Origin of the sequence: Streptosporangium sp. NBC_01755, from assembly GCF_035917995.1 — a bacterium.
Taxonomy (GTDB): Bacteria; Actinomycetota; Actinomycetes; order Streptosporangiales; family Streptosporangiaceae; genus Streptosporangium.
Genome location: NZ_CP109131.1, coordinates 1,051,557 through 1,067,073, shown reverse-complemented (window position 1 = coordinate 1,067,073; position 15,517 = coordinate 1,051,557). Strand labels below are relative to the sequence as shown.

The following is a 15,517-nucleotide window of genomic DNA, read 5'->3' as shown; positions in this document are numbered from 1 at the left end:
TACGGGGATTCACCATCGCCCGTACGCCGGAAATCCTTGGCGCGAAGGGGGCGGGAGGGCTCTCGGCGCGCTGTCGCGCGGGAGGCGGGAGGCGGGAGGCGGGAGGCGAACTCGGTCTTTCCGCGCCATGGGAACCGCCGTCCGGGGAAATGAGCACACAATGTCCGGAATAACGGATATCCCCAGTTCGCAAACCCCTTCATGTGAGCTGAACCGTAGCCATCAATGGGACATTCAATATTTTTCGGGCATTTGACGATGGCGCCTTTATTTATTATTGGCTCGATCGTATTCAATGCTTGACAAGATATTTAAGGGCCACCCAAAATTGAGGCGCCCACGATGGCGGAGCGAATCTGGAACCGCGCATCGGGAGGTCGGTTTTGCCGTTTCCATAGCGGTTAACTGATGTTTCCTCCTGGTTGATTCATCTCTTCGCTTTCCCCCTGTCAGTACGAGCACGGATCGGTGGTGTGTGTTGTGACGGAGTTCGAGGCTGGCCGGTCGCAGCTGAGTCTGAGTACGGACGCCGCGCGTAACCTGGCGACGACGACCAAGTCGACTCCCCAGATGCAGGAGATCACCTCACGGTGGCTGCTGCGGATGCTTCCCTGGACACAGGTGTCGGGCGGCACCTACCGCGTCAACCGGAGGCTGTCCTACACGATCGGCGACGGGCGGGTGAGCTTCAGCAACGCCGGATCGCAGGTGACGGTCATCCCCGCCGAGTTGTGTGAGCTGCCCCTGCTGCGCGGGTTCGACGACTCCGGCACCCTCGACGCGCTGGCGGGCCGGTTCGTTCAGCGGGAGTTCCGGGCCGGCGACGTGCTCGCGGAGTCGGGGCAGCCGGCCGACGAGGTGGTGCTCATCGCGCACGGCAAGGTCAACAAGGTCGGCGCCGGGCCGTACGGCGACGAGATCGTGCTGACGGTGCTGGCCGCGGGCGACCACTTCGGCGACGAGACGCTGGTCGGCGCGGACAGCGAGTGGCCGTTCACCGCCAGGGCGGTCACCAGCGGCACGGCGATGGTCCTGCCCCGGCACGCGTTCCTGGAGCTGGCCGAGCGCTCCGAGGAGCTCCAGGCCCACCTGCGGCGACGGGAGACCGCCACCAGCGGGCCGCAGAACAAGTACGGCGAGGCCGCCGTCGAGGTGGCCGCCGGGCACGCGGGAGAGGCCGACCTGCCGGGCACGTTCGTCGACTACGAGCTCAGCCCGCGCGAGTACCAGCTGAGCGTCGCGCAGACGGTCCTGCGGGTGCACAGCCGGGTGGCCGACCTCTACAACGACCCGATGGACCAGATCGAGCAGCAGCTCCGGCTGACGATCGAGGTGCTGCGCGAGCGGCAGGAGCACGAGCTGATCAACAACCGCGAGTTCGGGCTGCTGCACAACGCCGATCTCAAGCAGCGGATTCACACCCGCAGCGGGCCGCCCACCCCCGACGACCTCGACGAGCTGCTCAGCCGCCGCAGGAGCACGAGCTTCTTCCTGGCCCACCCCCACGCCATCGCCGCCTTCGGCCGCGAGTGCAACGCGCGCGGGCTCTACCCGCAGGGCGTCGACGTCGGCGGTAGCGGGGTGCCCGCCTGGCGCGGCGTCCCCATCTTCTCCTGCAGCAAGATCCCCATCACCGACACCCGCACCACCTCGATCCTGGCTCTGCGCGTCGGCGAGGACAACCAGGGCGTCATCGGCCTGCACCAGACCGGCATTCCCGACGAGTACCAGCCCAGCCTGTCGGTCCGGTTCATGGGCATCAGCGAGAAAGCGATCATCTCCTACCTGGTCAGCGCCTACTACTCCGCGGCCGTCCTGGTGCCCGACGCGCTCGGCATCCTGGAAGACGTCGAGATCGGCCACTGAGACCTCGGCCTCAGTGGCCGAGGTCTCCGGTCCTGACGGACACGTTTCCCGCGGGCCGCCCGGCCCCGGCACCTCGGCCGTTCCGGCCGCATCGCTTCTTGGAACGGCCGAGTCAACGACCCTCTCCTGAGGAAGGGGGCTTGAGGCGCAGCGATGCGCTTCGAAGCCCCGTGTTGACCAGCCCTAGCCGTCACGAACTGGAGGTATCGGATGACGACCACTGAGATGAGGACGGACGGGCGGTCCGCGGACGAGGTGCTGGCCTGGAGCCGGAACATGGTCGAGACGACCATGCGTCCGGCGACCGACACGCTGTCGGCCCCGATGAGGCACATCGCCGGTTACCACTTCGGCTGGTGGGACGAGCAGGGCCGACCGTCCGCGACCGGTGGGGGCAAGGCGCTCCGTCCCGCGCTGGCCCTGCTGTCGGCCGAGGCCGTCGGGGGCGCCGCGGCCCTGGCGCTCCGTCCGGCGGCGGCGGTCGAGCTGGTGCACGACTTCTCCCTGCTGCACGACGACGTGATGGACGGTGACCGGACCCGCCGCCACCGTCCCACGGCCTGGGCCGTCTTCGGTGTCAGCCCGGCCATCCTGGCCGGTGACGCGCTGCTGACGCTGGCCTTCGACGTGCTCGCGACCGGCGGGCACTCGATCACCGCCGAGGCGACACGGGTCTTCAGCGCAGCGGTCCAGGAGCTGCTTGAGGGCCAGAGCGCGGACGTCGCGTTCGAGGGACGCCATGACGTCGGGCCGGCCGAGTGCCTGGGCATGGCGGCGGGCAAGACCGGCGCCCTGCTGGGGTGCGCCTGCGGGCTCGGCGCCCTGTTCGGAGGCGGCGGCCCCGAGCAGGTCGAGCACCTCGCGGCCTTCGGCAGGGACCTGGGGCTGGCGTTCCAGCTCGTCGACGACCTGCTGGGCATCTGGGGAGATCCCGAGGTGACCGGCAAGCCGGTCTACTCGGATCTGCGCAGCCGGAAGAAGTCCATCCCGGTCGTCGCCGCCCTGACCTCGGGCACCCCGGCCGGACAGGAGCTGGCCGGTCTCTACCACCGAGAGCAGCCGCTCTCCGACACCGACCTGACCCGCGCGGCCGAGCTCGTCGAGACCGCGGGCGGGCGGGCCTGGACCCAGTTGGAGGCCGATGAGCTGCTCGCGCGGGCCCTACGTCATCTGCGGTCCGCGGGCGCGCTGCCCCGGCCCGCCGCCGAGCTGGCCGAACTCGCCCGTCTCGTCACCCGCCGCGACCGCTGACCGGAGCCGTCCGAGCGGAGCCGTCTGAGCGGAGCCCTCGCCATCCGGAGCCGGGAATGCGCGAAGACGGTGTCGCACGGAGACGGTGTCGCACGGAGACGGCGGAAGTCCGGGGTGTCCCGGGCTTCCGCCGTCGGCTGCCGTCCGGCCGCGGCGCGGCCGTCAGACCGGCCGTCAGACCGGCCTATCGGTGATAGCTGTAAACGCGCACCCAGTCGGACCGGCTCCTGCTCTCGGAGAGGTCGTCGGTCCCGTCGAAGATCGCGCGGTACTCACCGCTCTTGGTGGCGCGGGCCTTGGCACGGAATGTGCCCTTCCAGCCGGTGTCGGCGGAGGTCACGTACTTCCAGGCACTGGAGCCGCGCTTGCGGAAGTAGATCTCCACCTCCTCGCCCCGTGCGCCCTTCCAGTAGTGGTCGTCGACCTGGAGACGGCCGGTGAAGTAGACCGAGCGGCCCTTGCGGACGGAGTTGGGATCGGCGGAGAACCGGTAGACGCGGGTCTCGGCCTTCTCCTTCTTCTCGTGCTTGACGGAGAAGTTGACCTCGTCGGTGACCTTCTTGCCGTCCTTGTTGTACGCGTCGGCGATCGCGACCCAGCGGCCCTCGAAGTCGGAGGCGTCGAAGCTGGTCGTGAAGCGCCACAGGTCGCCCTGGTGGAAGATCCGGGGCTTGCGTGCGTCCTGGGTGCGGAGCTGGTCGCTGACCGGCTTGAGACGCAGTTCGACGCGGGTGGCCTCGGTGGTGCGGACCTCGATGGTGACTCTCGTGTCGTCGTCACCCGTCACGACGACCGGATTCGGGTTGACGCTGTCGATGCGCACGCTGAGGGCGACTCGCTCCGCGGAGGCCGTTCCGGCGGACATGAGCAGCGAGCCGCTCACGGCCGCGGACAGCAGGCCGATGGCGATTCGTTTCATGAAGATAATTCCTTTTCTCCCCGTTGACGGAGGCGGTCGGGAGTGACCGTCTTCTCCCCATAAGACGGCCTAGAAGTAAGTGATGTTGCCCGAAGTCCCAAAAAAAGTGGCGCTAAGTCTCCGTAAAGTAACGTTTCTCCGCGGAAATGGGCAGGTCAATCGCCGATCGCCGTCGTCAGAAAAGTTTTTCCACTAAAAGAGATATGTCCGATTTGTCGGGAATAAGGGTTGCGGTGGCGTGTGGCGCCCGCTCGGGGTGGGATGGAGTGCCAATCGGACATATCGGACGTGACGTTGCGGTCTCCGCGGGCGGATAGCGTTTACGCATGAGTGCCACCATCGTCGCCAAGGATCTGGCCGCCGGACACGGCGACCGAGCGCTTTTCGCCGGGCTCGACCTGGTGGTCGCCCCAGGCGACGTCGTCGGCCTGGTCGGTGTGAACGGCGCGGGGAAGTCCACCCTGATGCGTATCCTCGCCGGGCTGCTGCCCCCCGAGCACGGCTCCGTACGGCTCAGCCCACCGTCGGCGTCGGTCGGTTACCTGCCGCAGGAGCGCGAGCGACGGGCGGATGAGACGGTCGCGGACTTCCTGGCCCGCCGCACCGGGGTGGCCGCCGCGCAGCGCGCGCTGGACGCCGCGACCCAGGGGCTGGTCGAGGGCCGCCCGGGTGCCGACGACGAGTACGCCGTCGGTCTGGAGCGCTGGCTCGCCCTGGGCGGTGCCGACCTGGAGGACCGGGCGGGGGAGGTCGTCGCCGAACTCGGCCTCGCGGTGGAGCTCGACAGGCCGATGACGGCGCTCTCCGGAGGTCAGGCGGCGCGGGCGGGCATGGCCTCTCTGCTGCTCAGCCGCTACGACGTCTTCCTGCTGGACGAACCCACCAACGACCTCGACCTGGAGGGTCTGGAGCGGCTCGAACGCTTCGTCGCGGGCCTGCGTGCCGGGACCGTCCTCGTCAGCCACGACCGTGAGTTCCTGGCCAGGACAGTGAACCGGGTCGTCGAACTCGACCTCGCCCAGCAGTTGATCCGCCTCCACGGCGGCGGCTACGAGGCGTACCTCGCCGAGCGCGAGGTCGCCCGCAGGCACGCCCGCGACGAGTACGAGGAGTACGCCGGCACCGTCGCCTCCCTCAAGCAGCGCGCCGGGATCCAGCGGGCCTGGATGGAGAAGGGCGTCAAGAACGCACGGCGCAAGGCGCCGGACAATGACAAGATCGGCCGCAGCTTCCGTAGCGAGACGACCGAGAAGCAGGCCGCGAAGGCCCGCCAGACCGAGCGGATGATCGAGCGGCTGGAGGAGGTCGAGGAGCCGCGCAAGGAGTGGGAGCTCCGGATGGAGATCGCGGTGGCCCCCCGCTCCGGAGCCGTCGTCGCGACGCTGCGCGAGGCCGTGGTCCGGCGTGGCGCGTTCACTCTCGGCCCGGTGAACCTGCAGGTCGGCTGGGCCGACCGGGTGGCCGTCACCGGCGCCAACGGCTCCGGCAAGTCCACGCTGCTCGCCGCGCTCCTGGGCCGGATCCCGCTCCAGGAGGGGGACGCCTCGCTCGGTCCCGGCGTGGTCGTCGGCGAGGTGGACCAGGCGCGTGGGCTGTTCCTCGGTGATGAGCCCCTGGTGGACGCCTTCGGTGCCGCCGTGCCCGACATGGCCCCCGCCGACGTCCGTACCCTGCTGGCCAAGTTCGGGCTGCGCGCCGCGCATGTGCCGCGCCCGGCCGTCACCCTGTCGCCGGGGGAGCGGACCAGGGCCGCGCTGGCGCTGCTCCAGGCACGCGGGGTGAACCTGCTCGTGCTCGACGAGCCGACCAACCACCTGGACCTGGTCGCGATCGAACAGCTGGAGTCCGCGCTCGCCTCCTACCCCGGTACGCTGCTGCTGGTCACCCACGACCGCCGGATGCTGGACGCGGTGCACACCACCCGGCGGATCCACGTCGACGCCGGTCGGATCACCGAAAGCTGAACGGGGCGGCTATCCGGGCGCTTGACTCTTGACGTAACTTTCGCAAGTTTACGCAAGTAATTGCTTCTTTTGCCTTATAGTTTCATCATGACGCGACGGCTTGCAGAAGTGGCCAAGAAGGTCGGGATGAGCGAGGCGACGGTCAGTCGCGTGCTCAACGGGAAGCCGGGGGTGTCCGAGGCGACCCGCGAGGCCGTGCTCACCGCGCTCGACGTGCTCGGCTACGAGCGGCCGACCCAACTGCGGGGTGACCGGGCGAGGCTGGTCGGGCTCGTGCTCCCCGAGTTGCAGAACCCCATCTTTCCCGCTTTCGCCGAGGTGGTCGGTGGGGCACTGGCCCAGCAGGGGTTCACCTCCGTGCTGTGCACCCGCACCCTGGGCGGCGTCTCCGAGGCGGAGTACGTCGACCTGCTGCTCCAGCAGCAGGTGTCGGGCGTGGTGTTCGCCGGAGGTCTGTTCGCCCAGGCGGACGCCTCGCACGAGCACTACGAGCTGCTGCGGGAGCGGCGCCTGCCGACCGTGCTGGTGAACGCCGCGGTCGCGCACCTCGCCTTCCCGCAGGTCTCCTGCGACGACGTGGTCGCCGCCGAGATGGCGCTCGGTCACCTGCGGTCGCTGGGCCACGAGCGGATCGGCATGGTGCTCGGACCCCCCGACCACGTGCCCTCACAGCGCAAGCTGGACGCGGCGGGGCTTGACCCGGAATTCGTGGAGCACACCATGTTCTCCCTGGAAGGCGGGCATGCGGCGACCGCGCGGCTGATACGCAGGGGTGTGACCGGCGTCATCTGCGCCAGCGACGTGATGGCCCTGGGGGCGATCAGGGCGGCCCGCAGGGCGGGCCTCTCCGTGCCCGGCGACGTCTCGGTGATCGGCTATGACGACTCCGCGCTGATGAACTGCACGGACCCGCCGCTGACGACGCTGCGCCAGCCGATCGACGCGATGGGCCGCGCGGTCGTCGACCTCCTCGCGGCCCAGATCGACAAGGCGCTGGTCCCGGCCGACGAGCTGCTGTTCGAGCCCGAGCTGGTGGTCAGGGCCTCGACAGGCCCGGTGAAGCGCTGAGGGAACTCGCCGGCCATCGCTGTTCTCGTAAGCGTTTGTCGTGAGCTTGGAAATTTACATTGGAATATTACGGAAATATGCTCTAGAGGTAGACGCTTAATATTGGTGATTTCCAAAAAATAACTCTTTCCTTGCGAATCCGGATCGGTTTCCGCCTCGGGCCGGTTCCCATCTCGGGCCGGCCCACCGAAGGGCGATGTGCTCACTCTGGGGCGTCGCGGGGCCTGTCCGGCCCTTTGGGCGTTACCGGGCCATCTGTGGGTCGCCATTTTGCCATTTCGGTCACGCTGTGTAGTTGCTGATCTCTTAAGGTGATCGGAGCGGGTGTGGAAGATCCAATGCTTGCTCGTCCCCCCGAGGACATGCTCCGTCATTCGGAAGGAAGAGACCTTGCGTAAGAGATTCGCCGCACTCGCCTCAGCGGGTGCGGGCGTCCTGCTGTTCATCCTGGCGGCTCCGGCGGTGGCGGCCCCCAGCGCCGACACCATCGTCACGTTCACCGTGTCGGCGGGAAGCCTGGACATCACCGCGCCGGTCGGTCCGATCAACATCGGCTCCGCTCCTCCGGCCGGTTCGGTCACCGGGCAGATCGGCCCGGTGTCGGTCTCCGACACCCGTGGCGGGGCCACCTCGGTCTGGACCGCGTCGGTGTTCGCGACGGACTTCACCGTCGACGCCCTGACCGTTCCCTTCGCCGCGGTGCAGTACTGGTCAGGTCCGGCGACCGCCACCACCGGCGGCGGCACCTTCACCCCGGGACAGCTCACGGCAGGCGACGCCATCGCCCTGACCGGTACGACGGAGACCGCCGTGACGGCCTTCGGCCACACGGGGGGCACCGGCGGCAGCACGGCCACCTGGAACCCCACTCTGATCGTCAACGTCCCCATCACGACCGAGCTGGGCACCTACAGCGGTACGGTGACACATCAGGTGGCATAACCGGCTCGCTGGATCGTTCATGCTGACGCTGCTGGCCGCGTTGTCCTCCAGCGCGGCCGGCGCGAGCCCGGTCACAACGAGCCCGGTCACAACGGGCTTGGTCACAACGGGCCCGGTCGCCGCCGACCCCCATGGCACGATCGGCATCCGTCTCCTTGAGGCGCCGGTCAGCCACCGCAACGACCCGCGTGCGCTCTCCTACATCGTCGACCATCTCCATCCGGGCACCACCATCCAGCGAAAGCTGGAGGTGTCCAACACCTCCAGGAGGGCCCAGCACATCAGCCTGTATCCGGCCAGTGCCGACATCGTGCGGAATGCTTTCAGCGCGCCACCGGGCCAGGTCCAGAACGAGTTGGCGAGCTGGATGTCACTCGACCGTCCCTCGATCGACGTGGCACCGGGCGCCAAGGAGATCGCGCAGGTGACGATCAAGGTGCCGCCCGCCGCCTCGCGGGGCGAGCGGTACGGCGTCGTCTGGGCGGAGAGCATGGCCGAATCCGACGACGCCAACCCGGTGCGCGTCATCAATCGTGTCGGGATCCGCGTCTACCTCGACGTCGGGAGCGGTGGTGAGCCGCCCTCGGACTTCCGGATCGAGAATCTGACGCCCAAGCGCGCCCCGGACGGTAGTCCGCAACTGGAGGTACTGATCCGTAACACCGGTAAGCGGACGCTGGACATGAGCGGGACGCTGTCGCTGTCCGACGGGCCCAGCGGCCTGCAGGCCGGGCCTTTCCCCGCCGATCTGGGGGTCACGCTGCTTCCGGGTTCCGCCGCTCCGGTGAGCGTGACCCTGGACAAGCAGGTACCGGACGGCCCCTGGAAGGTACGGCTGACCCTGATGAGCGGCATGGTGAAACGGATGGTCACCGCCACCGTCACCTTCCCCGCGACCGGCACGGGCTCGTCCGTCACGCCCGACCAGGACTACCTGCCCCTGGCGGGGCTGATCGCGGGGCTGGTCGTGCTGCCCGCCACCGTCCTCGGCTTCGCGGTACGCCGCAGGCGCCGGGCCGTTTCCCCGGCGAGCTGACGCTCTCAGCGAGGGGCGGGCCCGGCGGCCATGCCGGGAGGCCGGGGGGAAACCCTGGCCGCCGGTCACTTCGAGACGTAGAGGACCTTGCCGGGAGGCCGGGGGGAAACCCTGGCCGCCGGTCACTTCGAGACGTAGAGGACCTTCCAGCTACCCGCGTACAGGCAGTTCACTGAGGGCTTGGAAGCCTTGGCCCCCGAGCAGACCTTCAGTTCGAGCTGGTAGAGGTTGCGCTGGGTGAACGCGAACGACTTCGGGGTGCCGTACGAGCAGTCGACGACGCTGTGGTGCTTGAACGGCAGGTTCCCGCCCGCGGTCCGGTAGGTGAGGCGGAAGACCGCCCAGCCGCACGAGGACCCCTTGGTCAGGTCGTAGACCTTGCCGGAGATCCGGCTCGTCGCGGCGGCGGGGATGTCGGCGTGGTCCTCGCCGGAGACCGTCAGCGAGCCGTGTGTCTTGGCCTTCCGGCCGGGAGCGTACTTGGTGCTCCACTGGATGGTGCCCTGGGTGGCGCTCCGCGCGGCCGTCGTGCCCTCACCGGCCGGGCCGGTCGCCGCCTGGGCGGCCGCCGGGGTGATCGAGATGAGAACGGCGGCAAGGGCGAGCCCTGTCAGGGAACGGATGGTCATCATGGGTAGGGTTCCTTTCCGGCTGCGATGCCCAAAGTCTGAAATAGGCTGCTTTCAAATGGGTTGATCGCCATCTGCAAACGAGTATCAGCCGTCGATCAGGGGGAAGAGGAGCGGCAGGAGGTGGGCCCATGGAAGCACTGGGAATCGACATCGGCGGGTCGGGAATCAAAGGTGCGCCGGTGGACGTCGCCACGGGGCGGCTGACACGGGAGCGGCTGCGCATCCCCACACCGAAGCCCGCCAAGCCCAGAGCGGTGGCCGAGGTGGTGGTGCGGATCGTCCGGCACTTCGGCTGGAACGGACAGGTGGGCGTGACCTTCCCCGGAGTCGTGGTCGACGGGGTCGTCGGCTCGGCCGCCAATGTGGACAAGGAGTGGATCGGCACGAACGCGCGGGAGTTGTTCTCCGCGGAGACCGGCCTGTCGGTGACGGTGCTCAACGACGCCGACGCGGCGGGCCTGGCCGAGGTGGCGGTGGGGGCGGCCAGGGACAGATCGGGTGTGGTCATGCTGCTGACCTTCGGCACCGGGATCGGCAGTGCCCTGCTCATGGACGGCCGTCTGGTGCCCAACACCGAACTCGGCCACCTGGAGCTCAAGGGCAAGGAGGCCGAGAAGCGCGCCTCGGACCACGCGCGGGAGGCGCACGGCCTCGGCTGGGACGAGTGGGCCGACAGGGTGGCCGAGTATCTCGAACACCTTGAGGCGCTTTTCTCTCCCTCGCTGTTCGTCATCGGCGGAGGGGTCAGCAAGAAAGCCGACAGGTTCCTGCCCCGGATCAAGATACGTACCCCGATCGTTCCCGCCGGTCTCCAGAACGAGGCGGGCATCGTGGGCGCGGCCATGGCGACCTTGCAAAAGCCACGGAACCGGACCGCTTAGGTCCCCTCTCGCGGATCCTGCCGTGGCGGGGGCCGGCCGGAGCACCATTCCGGACCGGTCCTGGACAGGGTTCTGAAACTTTCATCGGGTTCGAAACCCGCTCTCTTTCCCCGGTGGGGGATCCGGGGGGTGGATGTGGGGGTGGATATTGGGATGCGGGGAAGCGGCGGGCCGGGCAGCATGAACGGTTGGGGCTTCACACGGGGGCCTTCGCAGGGCACGCGTGAGCCTTCACGCGCGGGCCGAAAGTATCCTGGGTTTCAGTATGGGAACGCCTCCTTTGACATCTCCGCTCTCCGAGCTGCACGCGCGCCTGCCCGAGCTCACGCTCCGTGATCAGCGGCGGCTACGACGCAGGCTCGACGGCGCCCGCAAGGTCAGAAACCGGGCCGCGCAGCAGAAGATCACCACCGAGATCACCGCCGACATCGAGCGGGCCGAACGCCGGGTCGCCCGGCGCCGCGCCGGCGTCCCCGCGATCACCTATCCGGAGGCGCTGCCGGTCAGCCGGCGCAAGGACGACATCCTGGAGGCGATCCGCGACAACCAGGTCGTGATCGTCGCCGGTGAGACCGGCTCGGGCAAGACCACCCAGCTACCGAAGATCTGCCTGGAGCTCGGCCGGGGTGTCAGAGGGCTGATCGGGCACACCCAGCCCCGCCGCATCGCCGCCCGTACCGTGGCCGAACGCGTCGCCGAAGAGCTCGACACCCCGCTCGGCGACGCCGTGGGCTACAAGGTGCGCTTCACCGACCAGGTGAGCGACGGCACGCTCGTCAAGGTCATGACGGACGGCATCCTGCTGGCCGAGCTGCAGAACGACCGCGACCTCGACCAGTACGACACGCTGATCGTCGACGAGGCGCACGAGCGCAGCCTCAACATCGACTTCATTCTGGGCTACCTCAAGCAACTCCTCCCTCGCCGCCCCGACCTGAAGGTGATCATCACCTCGGCGACCATCGACCCCGAGCGCTTCTCCAAGCACTTCGGCGACGCGCCGATCGTGGAGGTCTCCGGCCGGACCTACCCCGTTGAGGTGCGTTACCGGCCGATCGCCGAGGACGACGACCAGATCCAGGCGATCGGCAACGCCGTCGACGAACTGTGTGCCGAGGGGCCCGGAGACATCCTGGTCTTCCTCAGCGGCGAGCGGGAGATCCGCGACACAGCCGAGGCGCTCTCCAAACGCAAGGACGCCGAGATCCTGCCGCTGTACGCCAGGCTGTCCGCCGCCGAGCAGCACAAGGTCTTCCAGCGGCACACCAACCGCAGGGTCGTGCTGGCCACCAACGTGGCCGAGACCTCACTGACCGTGCCCGGTATCAAATACGTGGTCGACCCCGGATTCGCCCGCATCTCCCGCTACAGCCACCGCACCAAGGTCCAGCGCCTCCCCATCGAGGCGATCTCCCAGGCCTCGGCCAACCAGCGCAAGGGCCGCTGCGGCCGCGTCTCCGACGGAATCTGCATCCGGCTGTACGAGGAGGACGACTTCGTCACCCGGCCGGAGTTCACCGACCCGGAGATCCTCCGCACCAACCTCGCCTCGGTCATCCTGCAGATGACCTCGATCGGCCTGGGCGACATCGGGGCCTTCCCGTTCGTCGAGCCGCCCGACCAGCGCCAGGTCAGGGACGGTTACGACCTGCTGCAGGAGCTGGGCGCCTTCGACCAGGGGCGGCAGATGACCCCGCTCGGCCGCAAGCTGGCCGGGCTCCCCGTCGACCCGCGACTGGCCCGCATGGTGCTGGAGGCCGACCACAACGGCTGCGTCCGCGAGGTCATGGTCATCGCCTCCGCCCTGTCGATCCAGGACCCGCGCGAGCGCCCGGCGGACAAGCAGCAGGCCGCCGACGACAAGCACCGCCGCTTCGCCGACAAGGAGTCCGACTTCGTCTCCTACCTGAACCTGTGGAACTACCTGCAGGAGCAGCAGAAGGAGCTGTCCTCCAGCGCGTTCCGGCGCCTGTGCAAGGCCGAGTTCCTCAACTACCTGCGGGTCCGTGAGTGGCAGGACGTCTACGGCCAGCTACGCCAGACGTCGAAGACCCTCGGCGTCGCCCTCAATAGCACCCCCGGCGACGAGCAGAAGATCCACATCTCACTGCTGTCCGGTCTGCTCTCCCACGTCGGTGTCAAGGACATCGACAAGAAGACCGCGGAGCCCGGCGCCCGCCGCGGCACGAACGAGCCGCGCAGGCCGATGGCCGAGCCGCGTAGGCCGTTCACGGAGTATGTCGGCGCGCGCAACGCCAGGTTCGCGATCTTCCCTGGTTCCGCGCTCGCCAAGAAGCAGCCGCTCTGGGTGATGTCCGCCGAGCTGGTGGAGACCTCCCGCCTCTGGGCCCGGGTCAACGCCAAGATCGAACCCGAGTGGGTCGAGCCGCTCGCCGCGCACCTGATCAAGCGCACCTACTCCGAGCCGCACTGGGAGAAGAAGCAGGGCTCGGTGATGGCGTACGAGAAGGTCACCCTGTACGGGGTGCCGATCGTGGTCCAGCGCAAGGTCAACTACGGCCGCATCGACCCCGAGCTGAGCCGGGAGCTGTTCATCCGGCACGCCCTGGTCGAGGGCGACTGGGAGACCCACCACGCCTTCTTCGCCGAGAATCGCAGGCTTCTCGAAGAGGTCGAGGAACTGGAGGAGCGGGCCAGGCGCCGCGACATCCTCGTCGACGACGAGACCCTGTTCGACTTCTACGACCAGCGCGTTCCCGCCGACGTCGTCTCCGGACGCCACTTCGACTCCTGGTGGAAGAAGGTCCGCGCCGACCAGCCCGACCTGCTCAGCTTCGAGAAGTCGATGCTGATCAGCGAGTCGGCGGGCGACGTCAGCCAGCGCGACTACCCCGACGTGTGGCGCCAGGGCGGCCTGCGCTTCCCGCTGACGTACCAGTTCGAGCCCGGCACCGACGCCGACGGCGTCACCGCGCACATCCCGCTCGCGCTGCTCAACCAGGTCAACGTCGAGGGTTTCGACTGGCAGATCCCGGGGCTGCGCGAGGAGCTGCTCACCGCGCTCATCCGGAGCCTGCCCAAGAACATCCGGCGCAACTTCGTTCCCGCCCCCAACTACGCCAAGAAGACCCTGGAGCGGGCCAAGCCCACCCAGGAACCGCTGCTCGCGGTGCTGGAGCGCGAACTGCTCAACCTGACCGGCGTCCAGGTGTCGCGCGAGGACTGGCAACCCGACCTGGTCCCCGACCATCTCAAGATCACCTTCCGGGTGACCGACGGCCGCAAGCAGAAGCTGGCCGAGAGCAAGGACCTGGCCGATCTCAAGCGGCGCCTCGCCCCCAAACTCCGCCAGACCCTCTCCAAGGCCGCCGACGGCCTGGAGAAATCCGGCCTGACGGGGTGGACCGTGGGCGCGCTGCCCAAGACGTTCGAGCAGCGCAGGATGAAGGCCTATCCCGCGCTCGCCGACGAGGGCGTCACCGTGGCCGTACGAATGTTCGAGACCGAGGCCGAGCAGCGCCAGGCCATGTGGGAGGGCACTCGCAGGCTGCTGCTGCTCAACACCCCGTCCCCGGCCAAATGGGTGCTCGGCCGCCTCGGCAACCAGTCCAAGCTCGCCCTGAGCCGGAGCCCGCACGCCGGTGCCGTCGCCCTCTTCGACGACTGCATCGCCTGCGCCGCCGACCACCTCATGAACGAGTACGGCGGGCCGGTCTGGGACGAGTCCGCCTTCACCGCCCTGCACGAGGCGGTCCGCGCCGAACTCTTCGACACCACGGCCGAGGTGGTCGCTCGCGTCGAGAGCATCCTCAAGGTCTGGCACACCGTCTCGACGCTGCTGCCCGAGTCTCGCTCAACGCCGGCGATCGAGGACATCCGCGACCAGGTGGCCAACCTGGTCTACCCGGGTTTCGTCACCGAGACCGGCTACAGGCGTCTGCCCGACCTGCTCCGCTATCTCAAGGGCGCCGAGCGGCGGCTGGAGAAGGTGCACGAGGACGCGTTCCGCGACGGGGAGCGGATGGGCAAGGTGCACGACATCGAGGACGACTATCACGAGCTGGTCGAGAAGCTTCCCCCGGCCCGCCGCTCCGACGACGACGTCCGGCAGATCCGCTGGATGATCGAGGAGCTCAGGGTCAGCTACTTCGCCCAGACCCTCGGCACCCCGTACTCGATCTCCGACAAGCGCATCCGCAAGGCGATGGAGAAGCTCTGACGGTTCACTCAGGGGGTGAACCGTCGGCGCCGGAGGCCTTGTTGGCTCCGGCGTTGTGCGCGAGGTTTCCGGCTTGATTTCGGCGGAACCATTGCCGCAGGCCGAGGTTCCGCCGGATCGCGAGAGCTAGAGGAAGATCGAGGTGTCCAGGTCGAAGTCGACGGGGGAGGGGATCCGGAGCGGCTTGCCCATCTCGGTGTGCGTCATGGTCCGGTAGCTGCCGTCCTCGGGATCGCTGAGGACGGTGACCATCGGTGGCGAGGCGACGGGGTCGACGATCAGCATGATCGGGATGCCGCAGCCCGCGTAGATCCGGGGCTTCGTGGCGCGGTCCATCTCCATGGAGCCGGGCGAGACGATCTCCGCCACCAGAATCAGCCCAGAGGAGAGGATCTCCCGATCGCCCCAGAGCGGAGCGTCCACGGGGACCAGGCAGTAATCGGGGATCAGAGTGTCACGTGGCCCCTCGATGCAGATATCGACATTTCCCGCGAAACTCTCCCAGTCGTTTTTCTCCAGGATGGGCTGCAAGGCAAAGGCGAGGCGCATGGCGATCCGGCCGTGCTTGGGAATGCCAGATGGGCTCACGATGAGGTTCCCGTCGATGATCTCGGCGCGAAGGCACAGGGTTGGGGGAAGGGACTCGAAGATCTCCCTCGGGGTGCGAGGTAGCGGACGGTCCTCAGGTGCGGCGGGCTGAGCGGGCGGCTGGGGCGCGGTGCGCGAGACGGATCGCTGAGACGCTGTCATCACCATGAGTGTGTATCCCTTCGTGTCC

General features: G+C 68.3%; 11 protein-coding genes. 8 read left to right on the top strand and 3 right to left on the bottom strand.

All coding sequences use genetic code 11. The features are described from left to right. Positions 1-480: 480 nt before the first annotated feature. Positions 481-1,866 carry a family 2B encapsulin nanocompartment shell protein gene (locus OG884_RS04525; protein WP_326642440.1) on the top strand — a complete coding sequence of 462 codons (1,386 nt, stop codon included), beginning with the start codon at positions 481-483 and terminating at the stop codon, positions 1,864-1,866. A gap of 210 nt (positions 1,867-2,076) precedes the next feature. Next, a complete protein-coding gene (locus tag OG884_RS04520) occupies positions 2,077-3,117 on the top strand; it encodes a family 2 encapsulin nanocompartment cargo protein polyprenyl transferase (protein ID WP_326642438.1) in 1,041 nt (346 codons plus the stop codon). A 184-nt stretch (positions 3,118-3,301) separates the two neighbouring features. Here the strand turns inward: OG884_RS04520 and OG884_RS04515 are convergent, their stop codons facing one another. Further along, positions 3,302-4,036: a hypothetical protein gene (locus tag OG884_RS04515; RefSeq protein WP_326642436.1), complete on the bottom strand. Its 735-nt coding sequence runs from the start codon at positions 4,034-4,036 to the stop codon at positions 3,302-3,304. A gap of 326 nt (positions 4,037-4,362) precedes the next feature. Between OG884_RS04515 and OG884_RS04510 the strand changes: the two genes are divergently transcribed. From OG884_RS04510 to OG884_RS04495, 4 genes are all read left to right on the top strand, one after another. Further along, a complete protein-coding gene (locus tag OG884_RS04510; RefSeq protein WP_326642435.1) occupies positions 4,363-6,000 on the top strand; it encodes an ABC-F family ATP-binding cassette domain-containing protein in 1,638 nt (545 codons plus the stop codon). An 87-nt stretch (positions 6,001-6,087) separates the two neighbouring features. Then, positions 6,088-7,068 carry a LacI family DNA-binding transcriptional regulator gene (locus tag OG884_RS04505; RefSeq protein ID WP_326642433.1) on the top strand — a complete coding sequence of 327 codons (981 nt, stop codon included), beginning with the start codon at positions 6,088-6,090 and terminating at the stop codon, positions 7,066-7,068. A 390-nt stretch (positions 7,069-7,458) separates the two neighbouring features. After that, positions 7,459-8,010: a hypothetical protein gene (locus OG884_RS04500; RefSeq protein WP_326642431.1), complete on the top strand. Its 552-nt coding sequence runs from the start codon at positions 7,459-7,461 to the stop codon at positions 8,008-8,010. A 19-nt stretch (positions 8,011-8,029) separates the two neighbouring features. After that, positions 8,030-9,046, top strand: a complete 1,017-nt coding sequence (locus OG884_RS04495; protein ID WP_326642429.1) for a hypothetical protein — start codon at positions 8,030-8,032, stop codon at positions 9,044-9,046. Positions 9,047-9,168: 122 nt separating this feature from the next. Here the strand turns inward: OG884_RS04495 and OG884_RS04490 are convergent, their stop codons facing one another. Continuing rightward, entirely contained in the window at positions 9,169-9,678 is a 510-nt protein-coding gene (locus OG884_RS04490) for a hypothetical protein (protein WP_326642428.1), read from the bottom strand. A 128-nt stretch (positions 9,679-9,806) separates the two neighbouring features. Between OG884_RS04490 and ppgK the strand changes: the two genes are divergently transcribed. Together ppgK and hrpA are read left to right on the top strand one after the other, a co-directional pair. Then, the gene (gene ppgK / locus OG884_RS04485) at positions 9,807-10,559 is read left to right on the top strand and encodes a polyphosphate--glucose phosphotransferase (protein ID WP_326642426.1); all 753 of its coding nucleotides are present in this window, start codon (positions 9,807-9,809) and stop codon (positions 10,557-10,559) included. 265 nt (positions 10,560-10,824) lie between these two features. Then, a complete protein-coding gene (gene hrpA / locus OG884_RS04480; RefSeq protein ID WP_326642425.1) occupies positions 10,825-14,739 on the top strand; it encodes an ATP-dependent RNA helicase HrpA in 3,915 nt (1,304 codons plus the stop codon). Positions 14,740-14,865: 126 nt separating this feature from the next. Here hrpA and OG884_RS04475 read toward each other — a convergent pair whose 3' ends face one another. Next, complete coding sequence (locus OG884_RS04475; protein WP_326642423.1) at positions 14,866-15,489, bottom strand: Uma2 family endonuclease; 624 nt, start codon at positions 15,487-15,489, stop codon at positions 14,866-14,868. Positions 15,490-15,517 lie beyond the last annotated feature (28 nt).